Origin of the sequence: Micromonospora sp. NPDC051196, from assembly GCF_040682415.1 — a bacterium.
Taxonomy (GTDB): domain Bacteria; phylum Actinomycetota; class Actinomycetes; order Mycobacteriales; family Micromonosporaceae; genus Micromonospora.
On sequence record NZ_JBFBAY010000014.1, the window covers coordinates 1 to 24850 of the forward strand.

Genomic DNA, 24850 nt, shown 5'->3' on the forward strand with positions numbered 1-24850 from the left:
GCCTCCTACGGGTCATCGAGGAGAACGACGACCCGGACGGCAGCGTGTTCGCGGAGATCGCCGAGCGACGAGCCGAACTCGACCGTGACCGCGAGATCAAGACCGCCGAACTCGCCCACCTCGAAGAAACCATGCCGACCAACCCCGGCAGCGCCGACATCCTCGCCGACCTTCCCGAGATGGAAATCAAACTCGGCCTGCTACCCACGGACCGTCTCCGTCGCCTCCTGGACGCCTTCGCCGTCCAGATCCACCACGACGTCCGCACCAACCAGGTCTCGTTCCGAGCCACCGTCAGCCAACACGCCGCCCCACACCTGGCCCGGCTAACCCGCGCCACGGCAAGTGGCCCCCGCACCGCCACCCACCACCACACCAGCACAAACGACGCTGCCCCCGCCGACGACGGCGGGGGCAGCGACCATTTGCAGTTCTGTGACATGCCCCGCCGGGGGCACCGCTATGACCCCATCAACCGGCTTGTCGCTCCGCTGGGCAAGGACCGTCTGCACAGTTCGCGGCCTCCGAGATCCCCGATGCCGGTCAGATGCCCGGCCACATTCGGGCGCGGCGATGCTCGAGGTATCCGCGTTCGGCGGGGTCGTGGGTGAGGGCGATGGCGCTGTCGTACGCGGCGGCGGCCTCCGTGTGGCGACCGAGCCGTTCGAGCAGGTGTGCCCGCGCGGCCTTGGCGGGCTGGAACCGTCGGGCCCGGTCGTCCGTCGTGTTCAGCAGTTCGTCGAGTCGGGTCAGTCCGGCCGCCAGGCCCTCGACTTCGGCGGTGGCGACCGCGAGGGCGACGGCGCCGCCGAGCGATGGTGCGAGCGTGTGGAGCGCGCGGTGCAGGTCCAGCAGGGCCGGCCAGTCGGTGGTGCCGGTGTGTCGCCGGGCGCAGTGCACCGCCTGGACGGCGGCTTCGAGTTGGAAGCGTCCGAGGTGTCGGCGGGCGTGGGCGGTGCGTAGGTGTTGGTGTGCCCGGTGGATCAGGCGCTCGTTCCAGCGGGTCGGGTCCTGCTCGGCCAGCGGCACGAACCGTCCGTGTTCGTCGAGGCGGGCGGGTAGGCGCGCGGCCGAGAGCTGGACGAGGGCGGCCAGCCCGTGTGCTTCGGGGTCGTCGGGGACCAGCGTGGTGAGTACCTCGGCGAGGTGCAGCGCCTCGGTGGGCACCGGGCGGGCCTGCGGGCCGGTCGTCGCCCAGTCGATGACGTACGCGCCGTAGATGGCCTCGAGTACTGCGGCCATCCGGCCCGGCAGGTCGCTGCGGTCGGGGATGCGGAACGGGATGCCGGTGGTCTTGATGCGTCGCTTCGCGCGTACCAGGCGGGTCGCCATCGTCGAGGTGGGTGTCGAGAAGGCTCGGCCGACCTGCTCGGCGGTGAAGCCGAGCACGGTGTTGAGCATCAGGGGGGTGTGTGCGGTGCGTTCGATCGCTGGGTGCGCGCAGACGAGCATCAGTTCCAGTCGCCGGTCGGGGATGGCGTCGGGGTCGAGCGCGTCGAGGTGTACGGGGGCGTCCCGCTCGACGTCGAGCGGGACGCTGCGCTGCCACTGTGCCGACTTCCAGTGGTCCCGGAGCCGGTTACGCGCGACGGTCAGCAGCCATCCGGTGGGGTTGTTCGGCACGCCCCGCTCGGGCCAGCTGCGCAGGGCCCGCTCGAACGCGTCGGCCAGGGCGTCCTCGGCCCAGACGATGTCGCTGGTCGAGGTGGACAGCAGGGCGAGCAGCCGGCCGTAACTGTCGCGCGCCGCGACGGCTGCGGCCGCCCGACCTTCGTCGCCGGCCGCGACGGCTGCGACCGCCCGCCCCTCGTCGCCAGCCGGGACGGCTGTGGCTGCTCGCCCCTCGTCGCTGGTGGTCAACTCGTCCAGGCTCCGTCGACGAACGCCGTCGCGGTGGGCCGTACCTCGATCACGCCCCACTGCGCGGCCGGGCACTTCTCCGCCCAGCCGATGGCGGCGTCGAGGTCGGGTACGTCGAGGAGGAACACCCCAGCCAGGGCCTCCCTGGTCTCGGCGAAGGGTCCGTCCTGCACCCGCAGGTTGCCGTCTCTGCGGGTGACGGTGGTCGTGGCGGCGGCGGGTTGCAGGATGTCGGCCGCCAGGAGGACCCCGGCGGCGCTCAGCGCCCGGCCGTACGCGTCGAAGGCGGTTTTCGCCTCCGCGATGACCTCGTCGGTGAGTTCGCCCTCGCCCGGCTCGGGGTAGTGGATCATCAGTGCGTAGCGCATCGGCTTCTCCCAGGCTCTCGGTGCGGTGCCGCCTCGGCACCGGCACTGAGATGACGATCGGCGCGGGCCGGAATCGTCAGCCGTCGGCCTGCGGCTCAATCATCTGCCGGAGAGCCGCGCGCAGCGATCGATCCTGCACTGATCATCGCTCACGGGTTGTGACCTGGTGGGCCCGTCGGGCCTGTCCGATCAGGCCGAGGTGGGTGTGTTCGAAGCCCTCGGTGGTCTTGAGGCCGTAGCCGAGGGCGCGGTCCAGGGCGACGTGGAACACCCAGGCGACGGCGAGGATGCCGAGCCAGTCGATGGGTTGTCCGGCCGCCGCCGCGGCCACCGCCACCGCGCCGAGCAGGGCCGGCAGGGTGTACGAGTGCACCAGGTTGTAGCAGGCGGCGCCGAGGTGCGGGCCGCGCAGGTAGCCGAGCATGGAGAGGTCGAAAAGGAGGAACAGGGCGAGCAGCCACCACCACGCGTACCCGACGGCGACGGTGACGACGACGGCGAGGACGGCGACGGCAGCGGACTCGATGCGCTGTGTCATGACCGGCTTCATGTCCGGCTCCCCTCTCGTCGTCTGCCGGGTCGGGCGGCAGTGTGAATGTACGCCGACCTGGCATTCAACGAGCGTGGCCCCCGCGCGCGGGTGGGCCGGCGACCTGCTGTCGCCGGCCCACTCAAGTGTGCTGGTTACCGCACTCGCAACTGCTGGTGGACGGCGGCGGTGGGGGCGTAGGTCGGGTCACCGGAGTAGGCGACGTGGACCGGGTATCCCCCTGCGGGCAGGCCGCTGGTCGGCAGGTCGACCACGGCCGAGCTGTTGGTCAGCGCAACCACCTGGGTGGTTCCGCCGAAGGTCACGGCGATCTCACCGGTCACCGTCGGCGCCTTCTTGTGCTGGGTCTGGGCCCGCAGGTCGACCGTGAGCGAGAAGGTGCCGCCACGGGCGATGGACGCTGGTGCGGCCTTCGCCTTGACCACGACGCGGGTCGTGCCCGGCGCGGTCAGGCTGACCGTGGCCGAGCCGGACTTGGTCGGGTCGACCACCGATGTCGCCACGACGGTGAGCGTCGAGGCGGTCTCGTTCGCGGCCACCGAGAGCAGCCCGTCCGCCGAGATCGTCGTTGCCGCCGAGGCGGCTCCCTCGACCGACCAGGTCACCGCCGGGCTGACGCCCTGGTTGGTGCTCACGTTGGCGGTGAACTGCTTGCGCCAGTTCCAGCCCTTCGTCAGCTCCTCGGTCGCGGGCGACACCGACACCGAATCGACGCCCGTCCAGAGGTGGTCCCGGGCGAAGATCGTGAACAGCTGGCTCGCCGTCATTCCGTCGTGCGCGCCGGGGACCTGGGTCGTCACGGCGGCGTAGCCGCGTGCCCGGAAGTTGTTCGCGATGGTGTTCTGGGCGTTGAGGTTGCCCTCGAAGACGCCGTTGCCGAGGAACACGAACAGGTCGTCGTCGCCGACGGCGGCGGCGACGTTGTCGTAGTCCTGGGCGGTCAGCGACGGGTTACCGGAGAAGTGCCCGTAGAACGCGAAGGTGGTCGGGTAGCCCCGGATGACGTGCGCACCCGTCATCCCGCCGTACGAGAATCCGGCGTACGCGCGCCCCGCACGCTCGGTCGAGACGTTGTACCTGTCCTCGATGAACGGGAGGATCGTCTGCACCAGGTTGTTGGCGGCGTTGGTCTGGTTGTACGAGGCGAAGCCGAGGCTGGTGCCGGTGAAGTGGTTGCCCATGGTGACCACAACCGTCGGCTCGATCTCGCCCTTGGCCGTCATGTTGTCCAGGATGTTCGGGACGTTCGCGGGGACCATGAAGTCGGTCTCGTCACCGAAGATGCCGTGCGCGAGATACGCGACCTTGTACGGCTCGGCGCGGTTGGCGTCGTAGCCGGCCGGCAGGTAGACGCCGAGGTGGTGGCCGCTGTCGCCGAGGATCGTGGTGTACGGGACGTACTGGACGGTGCCCCGGTGTGCGGGGTCGGCCGCAGGCAGTTCGTATGCCGCGCGTTCCTTCAGCACCGGGTCGTTCTGCTTGTCGGCGTACGGCACGTAGACGGCGTCGAGCACGTCGTTGTTCCTGACCCGGAACGAGGACTCGCCCGGCGGTCGAGGGTTCGTCGAGGCGGGATCCCAGATGCGCTTGTTCGCCCAGCCCTGGGTCGGGTCCCAGACCCGGTACCAGTAGCTGAGACTGCCGGCGTGCAGCGGGACCGAGACCGACCAGTATCCGTTCGGATCCTTGGTCATGTCCCTGAGGAACTCGGTACCGCCGGCGTGGTAGCGGCCCGTCTGCCAGGCTTCCGGCTGGTACCGCGTGTTGCCGGTGTTGACGTCGAGCAGAGTCAGGTCCCCGGCGAGGCGGACCTGCGTCGCATTGGGATTGCGGTAGACGAAATCGACGGTGTATCCGGTCGGTGAGCCGTTGTCCGCCCGGACGGTCGCGCCTTCGACGGGCGCGGCGGCGACAGCGGCCGGCGCGGCTACGACGACGCCTATCCCGAGTGACATGGACGCGAGCAACGAGATCACCCGCCTGAGCGGGCGTACTCCGATCGCTCTCCTCATCGAGCATCCTCCTTTGTAGTCCCTGTTGGTGACCTGATCTGCCTCATACGTCCGGTTGGGAATGGATCTCTCGCGCGTCGGTACTGCCGACCGGCGCGGGTACAACGGTGCTAAATCGAATTAGCGGCCACAGTGTGGCCGGGCTCACCTTCCGGTGTCAAGGGCATGCTCCTGGTCACGGCGGCGATGAGGCCGTGCGGCAGGCACACCACGGCGAGGGTCCACACCGAAGCCCACCGGGCGGCGGCGAAGCGACTACGCGATCGCCTTGCTGGACAACTCGCTCAGGTCGCAGCCAGCAAGTGCATCCGACTGGGGTACGTGGGCGAGGTCGAGGTCGGCGAGCCCGAGGCGTCCGTACGCCCTGTGCAACGCCGCCACCACGGCGCCCAGCGCACCGGACAGGTCCCCCAGTTCGGCGCTGTGCACGGTCGCCGCGGCGGCGGGCACGATCTCCCGCAGCCGACCGCCCAGCCGACCAAGCTCGGGTTTGAGCGCGTGGGAGATGCCCCCGCCGAGGACGATCATCTCGGGCTCGTAGGCCACCACCGCGGCGGTGAGGATGATCAGCAGCGCCTGCTCGACGTACTGCTTGACCGGCACCAGGCGGGAGTCGGTGGAGTGGAACACGTCGGCCGGGTTGTCGAACGGCAGGCCGAGGTCGCGGGCGCGGGCGAGGATGCCGGGCCCGCTGATGATCTGTTCGAGTGAGGCGCCCAGCGGGCCGGCCGGCAGGTGCCCGAATTCCCCGACCAGCCCACTGCGGCCACGGAACAGTCGCCGGTCGATGGCGACACCGGCACCGAGGCCGGCACCGATGGTGAACATGACCGCGGTCTGCGCGTCGCGGGCGGCGCCGAAGCGCAACTCGCCGAGGAGTGCGTAGTTCGAGTCGTTGTCCACCTCGACCCCGGTGGCCAGCCGCTTTTCCAGCAGCCGAAGAAACTCCGGGTCCTCCACCTGGGGAAGGTTCGGCGCGTTGGACACCGCGCGGTCGTGCTCCCGGACGGCGCCAGGCAGCCCCACCGCCACGCAGTCGAGCCGGTCCAGGTTGTCGCCGACGGTCTGCCGGATCAGGTCGGCCAGCCACTGGGCCAGCCGGGGGGCGTCGTAGCTGGCCGGAGTGGGAACGGTCCGGCTCACCAGTGGCGTGGCGGCGAGGTCGGCGACCACGATGCGGACGTTGGACCCGCCGACGTCGACCCCGCAGACGACACCGCGTCCGGCGGCGATCGCCACCCGGGTCGCCGGTCGACCACGTGCGGAGGTCGGGGCGCCGTCGGTCTCGATGAGCAGTCCCTCGTCGAGGAGTTGTTCGACGATGCGCGAGACGGTGGCCGGGGAAAGGTCGGTCTCCTGACCGATGGCCGTACGGGTGACCGGCCCGTGCGTCAGGACGTGGGCGAGCACGGTCGACCGGTTGGCACGCCGCGGTGCTCGGGCCTCCACGTCCACCTCCACCGATTTTTTTTCCGTCCGAATGCTAAGGGCCGCGCCGATGGTAGGCAACAACCAATTCCGGAGCCGCCTGGCGCATCGGCACCACCGAGAGTGACCGCACCTGGCCGATGAGCCGCCGCCGGTACGCGCGTGCCGGCGGGAGGAGGCAGCCGAAATGCGGATCGTCCGGGTCGAAACAAGTGCTTGGGATCTCTGACCAGGGCTCTTGACGGAGTGTGACGACCGCGATAATACTTTCAGCCTGAACGGAAATAGAGGTCACCGGCCCCCATCGGTACCCCGGGGCTGCGGCGCGTGCCCCCGTCACGTGCCGCGCCGGTCGCGTCGGAACCCCGTGTCAGTCCGGGACCACCCGGTCCCGGACCCCGTTGCTGGAGGTAAGAGCAATGAAATTCAGCCGTAGACGTGGGGCCGCCCTGGGCGCGCTCTGCGCCCTGGCGCTCATGGTCGGCGCCTGCTCGAACGAGACGTCCGGCGGCAACGGCGGCGCGTCGAGCGGCCCCCGTACCGAACCGAGCCTGTCGTTCGTGGGCCCCGGTGGGGAGACCCCGACCGCCGCCGACCAGCTTTCGCTCACCCCCGAGGAGCGGCAGAAGGTCAAGGACGGCAACTACTCGGCCGCCTTCGTCTGGCACGAGGGCTCCGCGCTGACCCAGGCGGTGGAGTCCGGGGTCCGCAAGGAGTTCGACGAGCTCGGCATCAAGGTGCTGGCCAGCACCAGCGCCGAGTTCGACCCGGCCCGGCAGGCCAACAACGTGCAGACCGTCCTGGCCCTCAAGCCGGACCTGATCGTCACCATCGCGGTCGACCCCACTGCGGCGGCGGCGGCCTTCAAGCCCGCGGTGGACGCCGGCGTCAAGCTGGTCGTGATGACCACCCCGCCGAAGGACTTCAAGGCCGGGGAGCAGATCGTCGGAATCGTCACCGTCGACCTGACCGCGTTCGGTAAGGCCAACGCGGAGCTGCTCGGCAAGGCGCTCGGCGGCAAGGGCAAGGTCGGCTACGTCTACCACGACGCCGACTTCTGGTTCACCAACCAGCGGGACAAGGCGTTCAAGGACTGGCTCGGCTACCTCTACCCGGACATCGAGATCGTCGAGGAGACCGGCTTCTCCGACCCGGCGCGAACCGAGGACATCGCCACCGCGATGCTGACCCGCCACGCCGACCTCAACGGCGTCTACGTCGCCTGGGCCACCGCTGCGGAGGGCGTGCTCGCCGCGACCCGGCAGCAGGGTCGTACCGACGTCAAGATCGTCACCAACGACCTGGAGGCGAACCTCGCCGCCGACCTGGTCAAGGGCGGCAACGTCGTCGGCGTCATCGGCAACGGCTCCACCCGGCTCGGCCAGAACCTGGGCATCGTCGCCGCCTACGGGCTGCTCGGCAAGCAGGCACCGGAGCTGGTCGTCAGCGCGCCGATGGCGGCCACCAAGGAGAACATCGCCGAGGCCTGGCGCGACGACTACGGCCAGGAGCCGCCGGCCGAGGTGCTCGGCAACTGACCGCAGATGACGTGGGGTTCGGGGCCCTTTCTGGCGGAAGGCCCCGGACCCCACCCCCGGCCACACGGCACGGCCCTCGTCCGTGACGCGGCCGCCGGTGCAGCGATCGGCAAGGAGAAGATCAGATGGGGTACGTCCAGACAGTCCTCGGGCCAGTGTCCCCCGAGTCGCTCGGCCGGGTGCTCAGTCACGAACACCTCGGCGCGCTGGTGCCCGGGCCGTGGCTGTCCGGCGGTGCCGGCGACGACCGCGCGGACCTCGCCGTCGACGCGGTACGCGGCCTGCCGGAGCTGGGCTTCGGCACGATCGTGGACCTGTCCCCGTACGAGGTGGTGGGTCATGACGTGACCCTGCTCCGCGAGGTGGCCCGGCGTACCGGACTGCACGTCGTGGCCGGGTCGGCGATCTACCTGGAGCCGTACTCGCCGGGCTGGGCCCTGAACGCCAGCGTGGACGAGATGCGGGAACGCTTCATCGCCGACGCCACGATCGGGGTCGGCGACACCGGTATCAAGGTCGGCATCTTCGGGGAGCAGGCCACCGGACTGAACGAGATCACCCCGCACGAGGAGAAGTGCCTGCGGGCCGCTGCCCGCGCCCACGTGGCGACCGGCCTGGCGGTGAACACCCACACCACGCACGGCACGATGGCGCTGGAGCAGGTCGAGATCCTCCGCGAGGAGAAGGCCGATCTCTCCCGGATCGTCATCGGCCACCTGGACATCAACCCCGACCCCGACTACCTGCGGGCGGTCCTGGCGACCGGCGTCAACATCGCCTTCGACACGCTCGGTAAGCAGTTCTGGGACTTCGTGCTCGCCCCGCTGCCGGAGAACCCGCCGGAGGGCGAGTTCGGCAAGCGGGCGTACCACCGGCCCGACCGTTCCCGGCTGGAGATGCTCGCCGGGCTGGTCCGCGACGGGTACGCCGACCGGATCCTGCTCTCGATGGATCTGACCGGCGCCGAGGCGTACCTGAACCCGGGCACGCACGGCCGCCTCGGGTACTCGTACCTGGGCCGGGAGATCGTGCCGGGTCTCGCCCGGCTCGGTGTGCCGCCGGAGGCGATCGACCAGATGCTGGTGGCCAACCCGGCCCGACTCCTGACGGTCGGCTGATGGCCCGGCACCCGCAGTCACCGTCCGGTCCGGCCGGCTACGTCGCCGGGGTCGATCTCGGCGGCACGAAGGTCCGGGCCGCGCTCGCGGATCTCGCCGGTCACATCGTGGCCGAGGACGTACTGGCCACCGACCCCCGTGGCGGGGTGGCGGTCGCCGCGCAGATCGACACCCTGCTGCGCCGGCTGGCCGTCCGGGGCGGCGTCGACTGGTCGGACGTACGGATGACCGCGGTCGGTCTGCCCGGCGCACCGGACCCGGCGACCGGCACCGTGGACCTGTCCCCGAACGTCTCCGACCTCGGGGCCCTCGACGTGCGCACCGAACTGACCCGCCGGCTGGGACACCCGGTGGTGCTGGACAACGACGTCAACATGGCAGCCGCCGGGGAACGGTGGCTCGGCAGCGGACGTACCCATCGGCACTTCGTGTTCGTGGCGGTCGGCACCGGGATCGGCATGGGCATCGTGCTGGACGGCGAGTTGGTCCGTGGCGCTCGTGGCGCGGCGGGGGAAATCTCCTACCTGCCGCTGGGCACCGATCCGTTCGACCCTGCGAACCAGGTCCGCGGCGCGTTGGAGGAGGCGGTGGCCGGTTCCGCCCTCTCCGGCCGGTACCAGGCGGCGACCGGCGAGCAGGTCAGCGTGCCGGTTGTCTTCGACCGGGCCGCGGCCGGCGATCAGACTGCCCGGGCCGCCATCGACGAGGAGGCCCGGCTCATCGCCCTGGCCGTCGTCGCGATCACTGCCGTGCTCGACCCGGAGGCGGTCGTCCTGGGCGGTGGGATCGGTGCCCGGGTCGAACTGGTCGAGCCGGTCCGGCGTTGGGTCGCCGCGCTGAGCGCGGACCTCCCGCTGATCAAGACCAGCCAACTCGGCGACCGGGCCGGCCTGCTCGGCGCCATCGCGGTCGCCCGCCAGCAGGCTGGCGCCCAGCTCGATTCCGCGGCTCGGCCCGTAGCGGCCCAGCTCGGCCGGAACACCTCTTACCAATCAGCGGAGGGACGATAGATGACCCAGACCGATGCGGCGGTGAAGGCCGGCAGCGGACCGGCCTGGCGCAGGGTCAACTGGCGCGACTACGTGGTCTACATCGGCTTCGCCGTCGTGTTCCTGTTCTTCGCCATCACCCAGGGCAGCAACGGCTTCCTGACCACCAGCAATCTCACCAACATCATCATCCAGACCGCGCCGATCACGATCATGGCGATCGGGCTGGTCTTCGTACTGGCGGCCGGCGAGATCGACCTGTCGATCGGCTCGGTCGTCGCGCTCTCCGCGCTGGTCGGCGCGGTGACGTTGCGGGAGACCGACAACATGCTGCTCGGCGCGGCTGCGGGGTTGGCTGCCGGCGCGGCGGTCGGCCTGGTCAACGGGCTCTTCGTCACCCTGGTACGGCTGCCCTCCTTCCTGGTCACCCTCGCCACCATGGGAGCGGTGGCCGGCCTGGCCCGCGAGGTCACCGGCCTGCAGTCGGTGCCGGTCAGCAACGACGCGTTCCTCTCCCTCTTCGGCCAGGGCGAGGTCTTCGGCATCCCCAACCTGGTGCTCTGGTCGGTGGTGGCAACGGTCGTCGGTTACCTCGTGCTGCGGCAGACCCGGTACGGGGCACACACCCTCGCGATCGGCGACAACGTGGCCGCGGCCCGGGTCAGCGGCATCAAGGTGATCCGCGTCAAGATCATGGTGTTGATGGGCAGCGCGATGTGCGCCGCACTCGCCGGTCTGCTGTACGCGGGCCGCCTGCAAGGCGCCCGGTACACCCTCGGCGAGGCCGACCTGATGTCCGTGATCGCCGCCGTGATCGTCGGCGGGACCAGCCTGTTCGGCGGCAAGGGCTCCATCGTCGGGGCGCTGCTGGGCAGCCTGCTGATGGGCATGCTCAACAACGGCCTGATCCTGGCCGGGCTCTCCGTATCCCAGCAGATGATGGCGCGCGGCGCGATCATCCTCGTCGCTGTCTCCCTCTCGCTGCGCGAGCGGCGCAGCTGACCCGGAAGGAAGCAAACACATGTTTCTGGATCTGCTGCGACGCCGTAACCCGGGCTTCCTGGCCGCCGCCGCGAACCTGCACAGCAACGGCGATCTGCCGGCCAACTGCTACGCGCTGGACCTGGACACCGTCGCGGCCAACGCCGCAGCCATCCGGCGCGAGGCGGACCGCCTGGGGCTGTCCGTCTACGCGATGACCAAGCAGGTCGGGCGGAATCCCGACTTCTGCCGCACGATCCGCGCCGCCGGAATCACCGAGGCGGTCGGCGTCGACCTACAGTGCGCGCTCGCCGACTGGCACGGCGGGCTCGGCATCGGCCACCTCGGTCACCTGGTGCAGATCCCCCGGCACGAGGCGGCCACCGCCGCCGCGCTCTCCCCCGCGTACTGGACCGTCTTCAACGACACCAAGGCCGGCGAGGCGGCAGCCGCGAGTGCCGCGACCGGCCGGGAGCAGGCGCTGCTCGCCCGGATCATGGCCCCCGGCGACCGCTTCTACCGAGGGCACGAGGGCGGCTTCGCGGCCGAGGAGATCGTGGCGGTCGCCGACCGGCTCGACGCCCTGCCCGGAGCGCGGTTCGCGGGTGTCACCAGCTTCCCGACCCAGCTGTTCGATCCGGCCGCCGGCCGCGTCGTGCCGACACCCAACCTCGACACCCTGCGGACCGCCGCCGCCGCGCTGCGCGCAGCCGGGCGTTGGCAGATCGAGATCAACACTCCCGGTACGACGTCCGTCGCGATCCTGGCCATGCTCGCCGAGGCCGGTGCGACGCAGGTCGAGCCCGGCCACGGGCTGACCGGCACCACGCCCTGGCACGCCGTGACCGACCTGGTCGAGGAGCCGGCCGTGCTCTACGTCAGCGAGGTCTCCCACCTGTGGGACGGCCGGGCCTACGTCTTCGGCGGTGGGCTCTACGTCGACCCGGTGCTCGGTCTGGGCGGCACCCGCGCCCTGATCGTGCCCCGGGGCGGCGATCTCGACGACGCGTACCTGGTCGACGTGGAGATGCCCGCGCCGGAGGCGATCGACTACTACGCGATGGCCGACGTCAGTGACGTACCGGCCGTCGCGCCCGGCGACACCGTCCTGTTCGGGTTCCGGCCCCAGGCGTTCGTCACCCGGGCACTGACCGCAGGCGTGACCGGCGTCCGATCCGGCAATCCGGCCGTACCCGGCATCTGGGCCGCCGACGGTTCGGCGCCGATCCGGCTGGACGACACCGACACCCGCACCCACGTGGCTGGCAACACCGGGAGGGCATCATGAGCGCGGTAACCAAGAACGCCGTCCCGACCGGCGACGCGGCCGGTACGGGCGCCCCGCCGTTGCAGCTGAGCGGTATCCGTAAGCAGTTCGGCGGGGTCGTCGCGATCGAACGCTTCGACCTGGAGCTGGCCGCCGGGGAGATCACCGCCCTGGTCGGCGACAACGGTGCCGGCAAGTCCACCCTGGTGAAGATCATTTCCGGGGTGTACCAGCCGACCGAGGGTGAGCTGCGGATGCACGGCAAGTCGGTGTCCTTCCGGGACGCCTCCGACGCCCGGCGGCAGGGCGTCGAGGTGGTCTACCAGGACCTGGCCCTGGCCGACTCGCAGCCGGTCTACATGAACATGTTCCTCGGCCGGGAGCTGACCCGCGGCCCGCTGCGGCTGCTCGACCGACGCCGGATGGCGCGCGAGACGCAGGAACTGGTGGACGCCTTGGACGTCCGTATCCCCAGCGCCAAGGCGACCATCCGGGACCTCTCCGGCGGACAGCGGCAGGCGGTGGCGATCTGCCGCGCGACCCACTGGGCCAGCGGCCTGGTGCTGATGGACGAGCCGACCGCCGCGCTGGGCGTGGCCGAGACCGCCAAGGTCGAGCAGTTGATCCTCAAGCTGCGTGACCGGGGCGCCGCCGTGCTGGTCGTCAGCCACAACCTCGACCAGGTGTTCCGGATCGCCGACCGGGTCGCCGTGCTCCGTCGGGGACGCCAGGTCGGGGTCCGGCACATCACGCAGACCAGCCGCAACGAGATCGTCTCGATGATCACCGGCGCGTCGGCACCGGACGAGGCACCCTCGTCGTAGCCGCTGCCTGGACAACGACGGCGACGCCGGGCCCCAGGCTGCCCGTGCCGTTCTATCCCGACCGGGTGACGATCCTGGTGGACGGCGAGTCGGTCAGTCCGAACACGTCACCCCGGTGAGTCGCGCCGCCTCCGCCCACATCCGCCGCCCGTTCTCCGGATCACGGGCCGGTGCGCTCGCCCGTACCTCGGTGACCGGTCCCCGGATCTCCTGGAACCCCCGCGGCCCGAAGAACTGGCCACCTCGTACGCCGGTCGCGGTCGCCGCGCACAGTTGTGGCCGGGCACCCTCCCTGACCGGGCTGACCAGCAATGGGTTGAGCCGGCCGACGGCTCGCAGCAGCACGTTGCGGTTGGCCAACGCCCGTGCGCTGAGGTTGGTGTGGGTCATGCCCGGATGGGCGAGCACACTGATCACCGGTGATCCGGCGGCGCGCAGCCGGCGATCCAACTCCAGGCCGAGGATGGTGGCGACGAGCTTGGACAGGGAGTACGCCCGGGGCCCGCGGTAGGAACGCTCGGACATCAGATCGCTCAGGTCGAGGCCGCGCCGCCGGTGCACGATGGAGGACACGGTGACCACGCGAGGCCGCGTCCCGGCAGCCAGCCTGTCGAGCAGAAGTCCGGTCAGCGCGTACGGCCCGAGCGCGTTCGTGCCCATCTGCGCATCGAATCCGTCCACGGTCAGCGGAGGTCGCGGGCCGGTCAGCGCCACGCCAGCGTTGTTGACCAGCAGGTCGACGCCCCCCGGCAGATCCGCCGCGAAGGCCCGGATCGACGCGAGCGACGCCAGGTCCAGCGACCGCACCTCGATCCTGGCGTCCGGCACCGTCCGCCGGATCTCCTGCGCCGCTTCCTCGCCCGAGCCGACGTTGCGTACGGCGAGCACCACCTCGGCACCGTTCCGGGCCAACTCCAGCGCGGTGACCCGCCCGACGCCCGAATTCGCCCCGGTCACCACCGCGCGCCGGCCGCGCTGGTCGGGGATCTGTTCTTCGGTCCAGTTCAGCATGGACGGAACGTTAGGAAGCCGCGCGGACGACCGGAGAGACCTGACCAACCTGGGACCACGCGACCTACCTTGGCGGCTGCTCGCACCGGCACACTTGGTGGTGTGACGACCACGGCCTATGCCCGCGAGCTGGCTGACTTCCTGCGTAACCGCCGGTCCCGGTTGCGCCCCGAGGACCTCGGCCTGGTGCCCGGCCCACGCCGCCGGGTCGCCGGACTGCGCCGTGAGGAGTTGGCCCTGCTCGCCGGGGTGAGCACCGACTACTACCTGCGCCTGGAACAGGGCCGGGACGTACGCCCGTCCGACGACGTGCTGACCGGTATCGCCCGCGCCCTCGCCCTGAACGCCGAGGAGACCCGCCACCTGCGCGCCCTCGCCCGACGCGCGCAACGGCCACCGAAGCCGCGCCGCCGTACCCGTGAGACCGTCCCGGAGAGCATCGGTCGTCTGCTGCACAGCTTGCACACCCCGGCGGTGGTGGTCAGCCGCCATCTGGATCTGCTCGCCTGGAACGATCTGGCCACCGCCCTCTACCCGGGCATCGGCCCAGGCAACGCGCTGATCGACATGTTCACCCACGCCGAGACCCACGGCCGGTGCACCGGCTGGCGGGAGACGGTGCTCGACTACCTCGGCTTTCTGCGAGCTGCGGTCGCCGCCGATCCGGAGCACCCACGCGCTCAGGAGATCGTCGGTACGCTGAGTATCCGCAGCGAGGAGTTCCGGAAGCTATGGGCCCGCCACGATGTGCGCGAGTCGGTCCATGGCAGCAAGACGTTCCAGCATCCGCAGGTGGGCGAGTTGCGTCTGGACTGGGACGCGTACTCGCCGCCGGGACGCACCGGACCGATCCTGATCGCGTACACCGCCGCACCCGGCAGCGCCAGCGCCGAGCGACTGTCACTGCTCGCCGCGTTGGGTGACAGGCGTTCCTGAGACGGCCGACACCTTCGGCAGAACGTGTCGGGGACCGGTGCCGGCCCGCCGCGCTGGCGTGACCTTGGTCAGAAAGTGCCCCTCCAGGGGCGATTTCATACCAAGATCCACACCTTGATACCCCCACAGGGTATTAGGGTGACGGGGAGGAGGCGATGAGATGGCGCGCGACGCACATCGTCCCAGCGGCGACGAGCACGGTGAGCACGGTGAGCACGGCAAACACGGTGGACATGCCGAGCACGGTGGGCATGACAAGCATGCGGGGCACGATCCGGAGGCGTTCCGTCGTAAGTTCTGGCTGAGCCTGGTACTGACCGTGCCGATCGTGGTCACCAGCCACATGGTGATGGACTGGTTCGGCTACGAACTGGACTTTCCCGGGATCGGCCTGGTGGGACCGGTGCTGGGGACCGTGGTGTTCGCGTACGGCGGATGGCCCTTCCTCCAGGGGGCGGTACGCGAGGTCCGCGACCGTGCGCCCGGCATGATGCTGCTGATCGCGATGGCGATCTCGGTCGCCTACCTGGCGTCACTGGCCACCGCGATCGGCGCGTTCGACCTGGACTTCTGGTGGGAGCTGGCCGCGCTGGTCACCATCATGCTGCTCGGCCACTGGCAGGAGATGAAGGCGATCGGCCAGGCCCGGGGCGCCCTGTCGGCGCTGGCCGCGTTGTTGCCCGACGACGCGGAACGACTCGGTGCGGACGGTCGGACGGACCGGGTGTCCGTGGCCGACCTGCGCGTCGGGGACACCGTCCTGGTGCGGCCGGGTGGACGGGTCCCGGCGGACGGCCAGATCGTCGACGGCCAGGCCGAGTTGGACGAGTCAATGATCACCGGCGAGTCGCGGCCGGTGGCACGGGCGACCGGTGATCGGGTGGTGGCCGGCACGGTGGCCACCGACGCGGCCCTTCGGGTACGCGTCGACGCGGTCGGCGACGACACCGCGCTGGCGGGCATCCAGCGGCTGGTGGCGCAGGCGCAGCAGTCCAGTGGCCGGGCGCAGGTGCTCGCCGACCGCTTCGCCGCCTGGTTGTTCTACATCGCGAGCGCGACCGCCGTGGTGACCCTGCTGGTGTGGACCGTGCTCGGCAACCTGGGCGAGGCGGTGGTGCGTACGGTCACCGTGCTGGTCATCGCCTGCCCGCACGCGCTTGGTTTGGCCATCCCTCTGGTGATCGCCCTGTCCACGGCGGTGGCCGCCAAGGGCGGGATCCTGGTCAAGGACCGGTTGGCGCTGGAGCGGATGCGCACCGTCGACACGGTGCTGTTCGACAAGACCGGGACGCTGACCCGAGGCGCGCACACCGTCACCGGCATCGCCGCCACCGCCGACGCAGCCGGCCAGCATGGCACCAACGGCACACCAGGCCAGGACGACACCGCCGAGCCATCAGGCCAGGACGGCGCCGGGCAGGCGACGCCCGGACAACGGGAGGTGCTGGCGATCGCGGCGGCGGTGGAGGCCGACAGCGAGCATCCGCTGGCTCGGGCGATCGTGTCCGCCGCCGAGGCGCAGGGGCTCCGGCGGACGGCGACGGGCTTCCGGTCGCTGACCGGTCGGGGCGTACGCGCCGAGGTCGACGGGGTCGGTTACGCCGTCGGCGGGCCGGCGCTGTTGCGGGAGTTCGACGTCGCCGTCCCCGAGGCTCTGGCCCGGCAGCAGGAGGACTGGTCCCGTCGGGGCGCCGCCGTGCTGCACCTGCTGCGACTGTCCGACCGCCAGGCACCCGACGGCCAGGCATCCGACCGCCAGGCACCCGACCGCCAGGCATCCGACGGACGGGCGGAGGTGCTCGGGGCGCTCGCCCTGGAGGACGAGGTGCGGCCGGAGGCGCGGCAGGCCATCACCGACCTGCGCCGGCAGGGGGTACGGAAAATCGTCATGATCACCGGGGACGCCCGTCCGGTCGCCGAGGCCGTCGCCGCCGACCTGGGGTTCCGGGCCGGCGCGGACGAGGTGTTCGCGGAGGTACTGCCGGCGGACAAGGACGACGCGGTGGCCGACCTGCAACGCCGGGGTCTGCGGGTGGCGATGGTCGGTGACGGCGTCAACGACGCTCCGGCGCTGGCCCGCGCGAACGTCGGCATCGCGATCGGCGCCGGCACCGACGTGGCGATCGAATCCGCCGGGGTGGTGCTCGCCTCCTCCGACCCGCGCGGCGTGACCGGAGTGATCCGGCTGTCGCGGGCCGCGTACCGGAAGATGATCCAGAATCTGGCCTGGGCGGCGGGTTACAACGTGGTCGCGTTGCCGCTGGCCGCCGGCGCCCTGGCCTGGGCCGGGGTGGCGCTGAGCCCGGCGGTCGCGGCGGTGTTGATGTCGGCCTCGACGATCGTGGTGGCGCTCAACGCCCAGTTGCTGCGCCGGCTCCGGCTACGCCCGCAGGACTGAGCGGCAACCACCGGGGCGGAGGTCAGTCCGAACCGACCGCGGCCGGGTAGGCGCGGGTCTCGGCGGCCTTCACCGCGGCCCAGACCGGTTGCCCGGCAGCCAGTTTCAGTTGCGCGGCGGCGGCCGGGGTGACGTCGGCGGCGACCTCGATCGGGCCGGCGAGTTGGATCCGCAGGTTGTCGCCGTGCCGTTGGATGCCGGTGATGGTGGCCGGCCAGGTGTTGCGTGGGCTGCCGTCCGGTTGGCGGGGGTGCAGCGCCACGGCCGCCGGTGCGAAGGCCACGAAGACCTCCCCGTCGTGCTGGTCGCCGGTGGTCAGCACATGACCGCCGGTGAGCCGGACCTGGTGGCCGGTGGCGTGCCCACGGTAGAGGTTGAGCCCCACCAGGCGGGCCACATAGTCGGTACGCGGTTGCGCGGTGATGGTGGCGGCGTCACCTTCCTGCACCACCCGCCCGTCCTCGATGATCACGAGCCGGTCGGCGAGCACCAGGGCGTCGAGGGGGTCGTGGGTGACCAGCAGCGTGGCTCCCGGGTGGGCGGCGAGATGCTGTTGCAGCTGCGCCCGGGTGTCGAGCCGGGTACGCGCGTCGAGGGCGGCCAGTGGCTCGTCGAGCAGCAGCAGCGCCGGCTCGACGGCCAGAGCGCGGGCCAACGCGACCCGTTGGGCCTGGCCGCCGGAAAGCTGGCGCGGCTTGCGCCGGGCGTGTTCGGCCAACCCCATCCGGGCCAGCCAGCCGGCTGCCCGCTGCCGGGCCTGCTGCCGGTGCAGGCCGTGCCGGCGCGGCCCGAAGGCGACGTTGTCCAGCGCGCTGAGATGTGGAAAGAGCAGGTAGTCCTGGAAGACCACGCCGATCGGCCGCCGCTCGGTGGGGATCCAGATCCGGCGGTGCGGGTGGTCCAGGTCGCGGCCGGCGAGGGTGAGGTGCCCGGCGGAGAGCGGGTGCAGACCGGCGAGGGCCCGCAGGGCGGTGGTCTTGCCGGCGCCGTTGGGCCCGAGCAGGGCGACGACCTCGCCGGGGGCGATGGTCAGCGGCAGGTCGAGCCGGAAGCCGCCCCGCTCGACCATCAGGTGCGCGTCGAGCAGCGCGGTCATGGCGCGCTCACCCAACGGTCCCGGAGGCTGGCCAGGATCACCACGGAGACGGTGAGCAGGATGAGGCTGAGCACGATGGCGGCCTCCAGGTCGGTCTCCAGCGCGAGGTAGACGGCCACCGGCATGGTCTGGGTACGGCCGGGGTAGTTGCCGGCGAAGGTGATGGTGGCGCCGAACTCACCGAGCGCGCGGGCCCAGCCCAGCACCGCTCCGGCGGCCACACCGGGCGCGACCATGGGCAGAGTGACGTGGGTGAAGGTGATCCAGCGACCGGCACCGAGGGTGGCGGCGGCCTCCTCGTACCGGGTGTCGGCACCGCGCAGCGCACCCTCCACCGCGATGATCAGGAACGGCATGGCAACGAACGTCTGTGCCAGCACGACCGCGGTGGTGCTGAACGGCACGGTGATCCCGAACGTCTCGTCCAGCCAGGAGCCAACCAGTCCACGACGGCCGAAGACCAGCAGCAACGCCACGCCGCCGACCACGGGTGGCAGCACCAGCGGGACGGTGACGAGGGCGCGCACCAACCGACGGCCGGGAAACGGGACCCGGGCCAGCAGCCAGGCCAGGGGCACGCCGAGGACCAGGCAGAGCAGGGTGGCGAGGGTGGCGGTCTGCACCGACAGCCGCAACGCGGTGAGTACGCCCGGCTCGGTGAGCCGCTGCGGCAGCGTGGCCCAGGGCGTACGGACGAGCAGCCCGACCAGCGGCAGCAGGAGGAACAGCAGACCGATCGCGGCGGGTAGCAGCAGTGCGACCGGCACCCGGCGGGTGCGGCGGCTGTCGGGTCGACGCACCGGCTACGGCACCTGGAATCCGGCGGCGGTGAGCACCGCCCGGCCGGTGTCGGAGCGGACGTGCTCGATGAAGGCGCGGGCGGCGGCCGGGTTGGTGGCGCCGGCCAACACCACGATCGGATAGTCGTTGATCGCCCCGGCCGACTCGGGGAACTCGACGCCGTCGACGTCTTCGGCAGCGGCTCGCGCGTCGGTGCGGTAGACCAGGGCGGCGTCCACCTCGCCGAGCCGTACCTTGGCCAGGGCCGCCTTCACGTCCTGTTCCAGGGTCACCGGGGTCAGGGCGACCCCGGCGGCGTCCAGCGCCGCGCGGGCCGCCGCCCCGCACGGCACCTGCTCGGCGCAGAGCGCCACCTTCCGGTCGGGCCCGGTGAGATCGCTCAGGCTGGTCACCCCGTCCGGGTTGCCCTTGGGTACGGCGATGACGAGCTGATTGCGTACGAAGGTGACCGGCTCGTCGGTGCTGTTGCCGGCGTCGACGACGGTGGCCATGTTGGCCGGTGCGGCGGCGGCGAAGACGTCGGCGGGTGCCCCCTGGTTGATCTGGGCGGCCAGCGTGGAACTGCCGGCGAAGCTGAAGGTCACCTGCACCCCCTGGACGGCCTCGAAGTCCTGGCCGATGCGGGTGAACGACTCGGTCAGCGAGGCGGCGGCGAACACGGTCAGCCCCTCGTCGGCCGCTGACGGGTCGCTGCGGTCATCGGTGCAGCCGGTCACGGCCAGCACCGCGAGCACGGTGCCGGCTGCCAGGGTGGTGCGCAGCCGGGTCACGGGTTGGCCCGCACTCGGCTCCCGGCGGGCGCGGACGGGCGCTCGACCATGACCGTGGTCGACTTGATCACCGCTACGGCCACCGAGCCGACTTCCAGGCCGAGTTGGTCGACAGCTTCCCGGCTCATCAGCGACACCAGCCGGAACGGGCCGGCCTGGATGTCCACCTGGGCCATCACCGCGTCCTTGACCACGGCGGTGACGATGCCGCGCAACCGGTTACGCGCCGAGGACTCCTCCGACCGGTGATCCGGGTCGCCGGCCTGTGCCCGGACGAAGGCGGCGAGGGCCACCCCGTCGATCACCCGGTGGCCCTGCTCGTCGCGGCTCGCGGCGAGCCGACCGCCGTCCACCCAGCGTCGCATCGTGTCGACGCTGACCCCGAGCAACTCGGCCGCCTCACCCATCCGGAACACCGCCACAGCGAGCATGTTAGATGACCGCACCTGCGATGGATACCCGGCCGAACAGACCGCATCCACAGCTACGACAGGCAACCTCACGCTGCACATGCAGCATGTCAACGAATTCCCGTCCGGTCACCTCGGCCGGGGCGACCGAGTGACCACAGTTGCGGAATCGGTGGAACTTGTGGCTGGTCGCGGGCGACCAACTTCACGACGTCGCTCCCTGAGAGGAAACCTATGTCCAGCGCCACCACCGGTCGGTTCGTGCGCCCGGCCGTACTGTTCACCGGGGTTCTCCTCGCCAGCCTGGTCGCCGGCTGCGGCTCGTCCGACGACGACTCCACGGCCGCACCCAGCCCGTCGGCCACCGCCGCACCCTCCGCCACCGCAGTTGCGGCGGACAGCGTGCTGACCGTCCAGGACCCGTGGGTCAAGGCGGCCGACGCGGGGATGACGGGGGCGTTCGCCACCCTGGTCAACAACACCGACGCCGACGTCACCATCACCGGCGCGACCTCCACCGTCTCGCCCATGGAGCTGCACGAGATGACCATGCGCGACGGGCAGATGGTCATGCAGGCCAAGGAGAGCGGTACGGTGATCAAGGCCCGGAGCGAGTATCGGTTGGAGCCCGGCGGCGACCACCTGATGTTGATGAACCTCGCCCAGCCGGTACGGGCCGGCGACGAGGTCAGCTTCACCCTCACCTTCGCCGACGGCCGGACGCAGACGTTCACCGCCGTGGCCAAGCCGTTCACCGGTGCGCAGGAGAGCTACGCCCCCGGCCACGGTCAGGGCGAGCCCTCGCACGCTCCGTCGGCCAGCCACAGCCCGGCACCATGACCGCGACAAACCGGCCGGTGAGCCGGCGCGGCCTGCTCACCGGCGGCGCGTTGGCCGCCGGTGGCACGCTGGTCGGCGCCGCCACGGTCGCCACCGCCCGCAACGAGAGCACCGCAGGCCCGCCGGAACAGGTGCCGGTGGCCACCGTCGGCGAGGCGGTCGAGCCGTTTTACGGCGTACGACAGTCCGGTGTCGCCACCGAGCCCCAGGCGCATGCGGCGTTCGTCGCGTTCACCCTGCGTCCCGGAACCGACCGCGCCGCGCTCGGCCGGATGCTGCGCCTGCTCTCCGACGACGCCGCCCGCCTCACCCAGGGCCGGCCCGCGCTGGCCGACACCGAACCGGAACTGGGACTGCTGCCGGCCCGGCTGACCGTCACGTTCGGCTTCGGTCCCGGCCTGTTCACCGCCGCCGGCCTCGACGAGCGCCGGCCACCGTCGGTGGCCGACCTGCCGCCGTTTCCGATCGACCGGCTGCAACCGCGCTGGTCCGGCGGGGACCTGCTGGTGCAGATCTGCGCCGACGACCCGGTCACGGTCGCCCACACCCAGCGGGTCCTGGTCAAGGACAGCCGCCCGTTCGCCACCGTCCGCTGGGTTCAGCAGGGTTTCCGGCGGGCGGCCGGCGCCGAACCGGGCCGGACCCAGCGCAACCTCTTCGGCCAGCTCGACGGCACCGCCAATCCGAAGCCGGGTGCTCCGCTGGACACGGCCGTGTGGATCCCGGACGGGCCGGACTGGCTGCGCGACGGCACCACGCTGGTGGTCCGGCGGATCAGCATGGACCTGGAGACCTGGGACCTGCTCGGCCGCACCGATCGGGAGTTCAGCGTGGGTCGGCGGTTGGACACCGGCGCCCCGCTGACCGGCACCGCCGAACACGACGAGCCGGATTTCGCCGCCCTCGGCCCCGACGGGCTAACCGTGATCCCGGACTTCTCCCACCTGACCCGGGCCCACGTCAGCGACGACCGGTTCCGGATCCTGCGCCGCCCCTACAACTACGACGGGGTGCCGGCCGCCGACGGCACCGCCGACAGCGGATTGATCTTCGCCGCCTACCAGGCGGACATCGCCCGACAGTTCCTACCCATCCAGCAGCGGCTCGCCGAGCGGGACCTGCTCAACGAATGGACCACCCCGATCGGCTCCGCCGTCTTCGCCATCCCACCCGGTTGCCCTGAGGGCGGCTGGGTCGGCCAGCAGCTGCTCGACTGAGGAGGAGAATCGTCATCATGCGCACCCGACTCCGCCACCTGTCCGCCCTGAGCCTGGCCGCCACCCTGCTGGCCGCCACCGCCCTGCTGGCCGTGCCGGCTTCCCCGGCCTACGCGCACAACGTGCTGCGCAAGGCGACGCCCGCCCAGGACGCCGAGCTGACCAAGGCACCCAAGAAGATCACGCTGGACTTCCTGCAGAAGCTGAACCCGTCGTTCACCACGATCACGCTCAGCGATGCCGACAAGCAGCCGGTGTCCACCAGCGAGCCGGAGGTGGAGGGCACGAAGGCCATCGTGACCATCGACTCGCCGCTGCCCAACGGCGTCTACACAGTGGCGTACCGGGTGGTCTCCAACGACGGGCACCCGGTGCAGGGGTCGTACAAGTTCACCGTGGCCGACCCGACCGCCACCGCCGAACCGAGCCCGAGCCCCAGCCCGGAGGCGACCGAGCCGACGGAGAGCCCCAGCCCGACCGCCGAGCAGACCTCCGTCGCGCCCGCCAGCCCCGCCGCGAGTGACTCCTCCGGTGGCGGTGCGGGTACGGCCGCGCTGCTGACCGGCGCCGCCGTACTGGCCGCCCTGGCGATCGGTGCGGTGGTCGTCCTGCTGCGACGCCGTCGCTCCGGTGACAGCGCGGCGTAGTGAGCACACCGGCGTGACCGGTGCCGTGCACGCGCCGGTGTGCTCAGCACACCGACCGTGCCGCGCCGGTCAGCCGACCAGCCCGTCGGCACGTCGCCGGAACAGCGCCCGTTCGCCGTCGTTGCGGGTGAGTTCGGCGGCCCGGAGGAACTCGTCGCGGGCCGGCCCGGCGTGGCCCAGCCGGGCCAGCAGTTCGCCGCGTACCGCCGGCAGCTGCGGGTAGTCACGCAGCGCCCGTTCCTGCGCCAGTTCGTCGACCAGGACCAGGCCCCGTGTCGGATCACCCGCCAGACCGACGGCCGCAGCCCGGTTGAGCAGCACCACCGGGCTCGGCTGGAGGTGGGCGAGGACCTCGTACAGGGCGACGATCCGTGGCCAGTCGGTCTGCTCGGCGCGGGTCGCCCGGGCGTGGCACGCCGCGATGGCGGCCTGAAGGGTGTAGCTGCCGATGCCCAACGATTCGGCGCGGGCCAGGCCATCCAGTCCGCGCCGGATCAGCAGCCGGTCCCACGACCGGCGGTCCTGGTCCAACAGGGGCACCGGCTGGCCGGCGGCATCGACCCGGGCGCGCAGCCGGGACGCCTGAAGTTCCATCAGGGCCAGCAGGCCGTGCACCGCGGGCTCGGCGGGGAGCAGCCCGGCGAGCAGCCGCCCCAGCCGCAGCGCTTCGTGGCACAGCTCCGGACGCGCCCAGTTCGGGCCACTGGTCGCCGCGTACCCCTCGTTGAAGATCAGGTAGACGACCTCCAGCACCGCCGCGAGCCGCTCCGGCAACTCGGCGCGGGTGGGCAGCTCGAACCGCACGTTCGCGGCGACCAGCGTCCGTTTCGCCCGTACGATGCGCTGGGCCGCGGTGGACTCGGGCACCAGGAACGCTCGGGCGATCTCCGGGGTGGTCAGGCCGCCGAGCAGCCGCAACGTCAACGCGACCTTGGCCTCGCCGGAGAGCACCGGATGGGCGGCGGTGAAGACCAGCCGCAGCAGGTCGTCACCGATGTGGTCGTCCAACTCGGCGTCCCGCTCCGCCTCCGCGTACTCCTGCCGGATCTGCGCGTCCCGGGCGAGCAGGGTGAGCTTGCGCGCGTACCGTTCCTGCCGGCGCAGCCGGTCGATCGCCCGATGCTTGGCGGTCGCCAGCAGCCAGGGCCCGGGATCCTCCGGCACCCCGGTCTGCGGCCAGCGTTCCAGGGCCACGACCAGCGCGTCCTGGGCCAACTCCTCGGCCAGCCCGACGTCGGAGACGAGCCGGGCCAGGCGGGCGATCAGCCGGGCCGACTCGATCCGCCACACCGCCTCGACCGCCCGGTGGGTGGCCCGCCTCGCGTCTTGCGGGGTTGGATCGGCAGCCGTCACGGCTACCGATCCAACACCGTCAGGCCGGCGGTGCGAAGTCCTCCGGCCCGAACACCTTGCGCACCTCGGTCTCGCCCGACCAGCCCGGCCACATGTCCCGGTGCAGTTTCATGAACCGTGACGTCCACTCGACCGCCTCCTCGCGATCGCGTACGTCGTAGACCGCGTAGCTGATGATCTCCTTGGCCTCGGCGAACGGCCCGTCGGTGACGGCCAGCTTCCCGGCGGAGACGTCGACCCGCCAGCCGGCTGCGCTCGGCAGCAGCCCACCCTGGTCGAGTAGGACCCCGGCGGTGGTGGCCTCCTCGCCGAGCTTCATGATCGCTGCCATCAGCTCCGGTGGGGCCGGGGTGTCGGGCTGGATGGCCTTGAGCAGTGCCAGGTACCGCATATCGATCTCCTTCTGGTCGGTAGGTCAGCGGTTCAGATCGCCGCT

Annotated in this window: 23 protein-coding genes and 1 pseudogene; 12 read left to right on the forward strand and 12 right to left on the reverse strand. The window is 71.4% G+C overall.

What is annotated here, in order from left to right; genetic code table 11:
- A pseudogene (locus AB0M35_RS23305) lies at nt 1-611 on the forward strand (recombinase family protein); the annotation flags it as partial.
- On the opposite strand, the gene AB0M35_RS23310 reads toward AB0M35_RS23305, so the two are convergent.
- The 5 genes from AB0M35_RS23310 to AB0M35_RS23330 all read right to left on the reverse strand — a co-directional run bounded on the left by AB0M35_RS23310 (nt 544) and on the right by AB0M35_RS23330 (nt 6251).
- Nucleotides 544-1860: a DUF6596 domain-containing protein gene (locus tag AB0M35_RS23310; protein WP_363747812.1), complete on the reverse strand. Its 1317-nt coding sequence runs from the start codon at nt 1858-1860 to the stop codon at nt 544-546. The pseudogene AB0M35_RS23305 and the gene AB0M35_RS23310 sit on opposite strands and share 68 nt — an antisense overlap.
- Nucleotides 1857-2228 (reverse strand): YciI family protein, encoded by a 372-nt coding sequence (locus tag AB0M35_RS23315; protein ID WP_363747813.1) that lies wholly within the window; start codon nt 2226-2228, stop codon nt 1857-1859. The genes AB0M35_RS23310 and AB0M35_RS23315 overlap by 4 nt, the downstream gene beginning before the upstream one ends.
- Before the next feature lie 142 nt (nt 2229-2370).
- Entirely contained in the window at nt 2371-2766 is a 396-nt protein-coding gene (locus AB0M35_RS23320) for a DUF4260 family protein (RefSeq protein ID WP_363747814.1), read from the reverse strand.
- Between the two features lie 146 nt (nt 2767-2912).
- Nucleotides 2913-4790, reverse strand: coding sequence for an alpha/beta hydrolase-fold protein (locus AB0M35_RS23325; protein ID WP_363747815.1), 1878 nt, complete (start codon nt 4788-4790; stop codon nt 2913-2915).
- 255 nt (nt 4791-5045) lie between these two features.
- Complete coding sequence (locus AB0M35_RS23330) at nt 5046-6251, reverse strand: ROK family transcriptional regulator (protein WP_363747817.1); 1206 nt, start codon at nt 6249-6251, stop codon at nt 5046-5048.
- A 386-nt stretch (nt 6252-6637) separates the two neighbouring features.
- On the opposite strand from AB0M35_RS23330, the gene AB0M35_RS23335 reads away from it, so the two are divergent.
- The 6 genes from AB0M35_RS23335 (at nt 6638) to AB0M35_RS23360 (ending at nt 12935) form a co-directional block, all read left to right on the forward strand.
- Nucleotides 6638-7756 (forward strand): substrate-binding domain-containing protein, encoded by a 1119-nt coding sequence (locus AB0M35_RS23335; RefSeq protein WP_327039046.1) that lies wholly within the window; start codon nt 6638-6640, stop codon nt 7754-7756.
- Nucleotides 7757-7881: 125 nt separating this feature from the next.
- Nucleotides 7882-8874: an aryldialkylphosphatase gene (locus tag AB0M35_RS23340; RefSeq protein WP_363747818.1), complete on the forward strand. Its 993-nt coding sequence runs from the start codon at nt 7882-7884 to the stop codon at nt 8872-8874.
- On the forward strand, nt 8874-9884 hold the full coding sequence (locus tag AB0M35_RS23345) for an ROK family protein (RefSeq protein WP_363747820.1): 1011 nt from the start codon (nt 8874-8876) through the stop codon (nt 9882-9884). The genes AB0M35_RS23340 and AB0M35_RS23345 overlap by 1 nt, the downstream gene beginning before the upstream one ends.
- Nucleotides 9885-10865, forward strand: coding sequence for an ABC transporter permease (locus AB0M35_RS23350; RefSeq protein WP_363747821.1), 981 nt, complete (start codon nt 9885-9887; stop codon nt 10863-10865).
- 19 nt (nt 10866-10884) lie between these two features.
- A complete protein-coding gene (locus AB0M35_RS23355; RefSeq protein ID WP_363747823.1) occupies nt 10885-12132 on the forward strand; it encodes an alanine racemase in 1248 nt (415 codons plus the stop codon).
- Nucleotides 12129-12935 (forward strand): ATP-binding cassette domain-containing protein, encoded by an 807-nt coding sequence (locus AB0M35_RS23360; RefSeq protein ID WP_363747824.1) that lies wholly within the window; start codon nt 12129-12131, stop codon nt 12933-12935. The genes AB0M35_RS23355 and AB0M35_RS23360 overlap by 4 nt, the downstream gene beginning before the upstream one ends.
- Before the next feature lie 93 nt (nt 12936-13028).
- Here AB0M35_RS23360 and AB0M35_RS23365 read toward each other — a convergent pair whose 3' ends face one another.
- Nucleotides 13029-13946, reverse strand: a complete 918-nt coding sequence (locus AB0M35_RS23365; protein WP_363747826.1) for an oxidoreductase — start codon at nt 13944-13946, stop codon at nt 13029-13031.
- A 102-nt stretch (nt 13947-14048) separates the two neighbouring features.
- Between AB0M35_RS23365 and AB0M35_RS23370 the strand changes: the two genes are divergently transcribed.
- Nucleotides 14049-14882, forward strand: coding sequence for a helix-turn-helix transcriptional regulator (locus tag AB0M35_RS23370; RefSeq protein WP_363747828.1), 834 nt, complete (start codon nt 14049-14051; stop codon nt 14880-14882).
- Nucleotides 14883-15042: 160 nt separating this feature from the next.
- Nucleotides 15043-17280, forward strand: coding sequence for a heavy metal translocating P-type ATPase (locus AB0M35_RS23375; RefSeq protein ID WP_363747830.1), 2238 nt, complete (start codon nt 15043-15045; stop codon nt 17278-17280).
- A gap of 22 nt (nt 17281-17302) precedes the next feature.
- Here the strand turns inward: AB0M35_RS23375 and AB0M35_RS23380 are convergent, their stop codons facing one another.
- The 4 genes from AB0M35_RS23380 to AB0M35_RS23395 are packed head-to-tail and all read right to left on the reverse strand — an operon-like array spanning nt 17303 to nt 20369.
- The gene (locus AB0M35_RS23380; RefSeq protein WP_363747831.1) at nt 17303-18376 is read right to left on the reverse strand and encodes an ABC transporter ATP-binding protein; all 1074 of its coding nucleotides are present in this window, start codon (nt 18374-18376) and stop codon (nt 17303-17305) included.
- Entirely contained in the window at nt 18373-19176 is an 804-nt protein-coding gene (locus AB0M35_RS23385; RefSeq protein WP_363747832.1) for an ABC transporter permease, read from the reverse strand. Before AB0M35_RS23385 ends, AB0M35_RS23380 begins: the two co-directional genes overlap by 4 nt.
- 3 nt (nt 19177-19179) lie before the next feature.
- Nucleotides 19180-19947 carry a molybdate ABC transporter substrate-binding protein gene (gene modA, locus AB0M35_RS23390; protein WP_363747833.1) on the reverse strand — a complete coding sequence of 256 codons (768 nt, stop codon included), beginning with the start codon at nt 19945-19947 and terminating at the stop codon, nt 19180-19182.
- Entirely contained in the window at nt 19944-20369 is a 426-nt protein-coding gene (locus AB0M35_RS23395) for a TOBE domain-containing protein (RefSeq protein WP_363747835.1), read from the reverse strand. The genes modA and AB0M35_RS23395 overlap by 4 nt, the downstream gene beginning before the upstream one ends.
- Before the next feature lie 222 nt (nt 20370-20591).
- Here AB0M35_RS23395 and AB0M35_RS23400 point away from each other — a divergent pair, with 222 nt between their 5' ends.
- From AB0M35_RS23400 to AB0M35_RS23410, 3 genes are read left to right on the forward strand one after another with little or no spacing between them, the layout of a single operon-like run.
- Complete coding sequence (locus AB0M35_RS23400; RefSeq protein ID WP_363747836.1) at nt 20592-21197, forward strand: copper chaperone PCu(A)C; 606 nt, start codon at nt 20592-20594, stop codon at nt 21195-21197.
- Nucleotides 21194-22414, forward strand: coding sequence for a Dyp-type peroxidase (locus AB0M35_RS23405; protein WP_363747837.1), 1221 nt, complete (start codon nt 21194-21196; stop codon nt 22412-22414). The genes AB0M35_RS23400 and AB0M35_RS23405 overlap by 4 nt, the downstream gene beginning before the upstream one ends.
- Before the next feature lie 17 nt (nt 22415-22431).
- Nucleotides 22432-23061 carry a copper resistance protein CopC gene (locus AB0M35_RS23410; RefSeq protein WP_363747839.1) on the forward strand — a complete coding sequence of 210 codons (630 nt, stop codon included), beginning with the start codon at nt 22432-22434 and terminating at the stop codon, nt 23059-23061.
- A 69-nt stretch (nt 23062-23130) separates the two neighbouring features.
- Here the strand turns inward: AB0M35_RS23410 and AB0M35_RS23415 are convergent, their stop codons facing one another.
- Both AB0M35_RS23415 and AB0M35_RS23420 read right to left on the reverse strand, forming a co-directional pair.
- Nucleotides 23131-24414: a DUF6596 domain-containing protein gene (locus tag AB0M35_RS23415; RefSeq protein WP_363747841.1), complete on the reverse strand. Its 1284-nt coding sequence runs from the start codon at nt 24412-24414 to the stop codon at nt 23131-23133.
- A gap of 19 nt (nt 24415-24433) precedes the next feature.
- Nucleotides 24434-24805, reverse strand: coding sequence for a YciI family protein (locus AB0M35_RS23420; RefSeq protein WP_363747843.1), 372 nt, complete (start codon nt 24803-24805; stop codon nt 24434-24436).
- Nucleotides 24806-24850 lie beyond the last annotated feature (45 nt).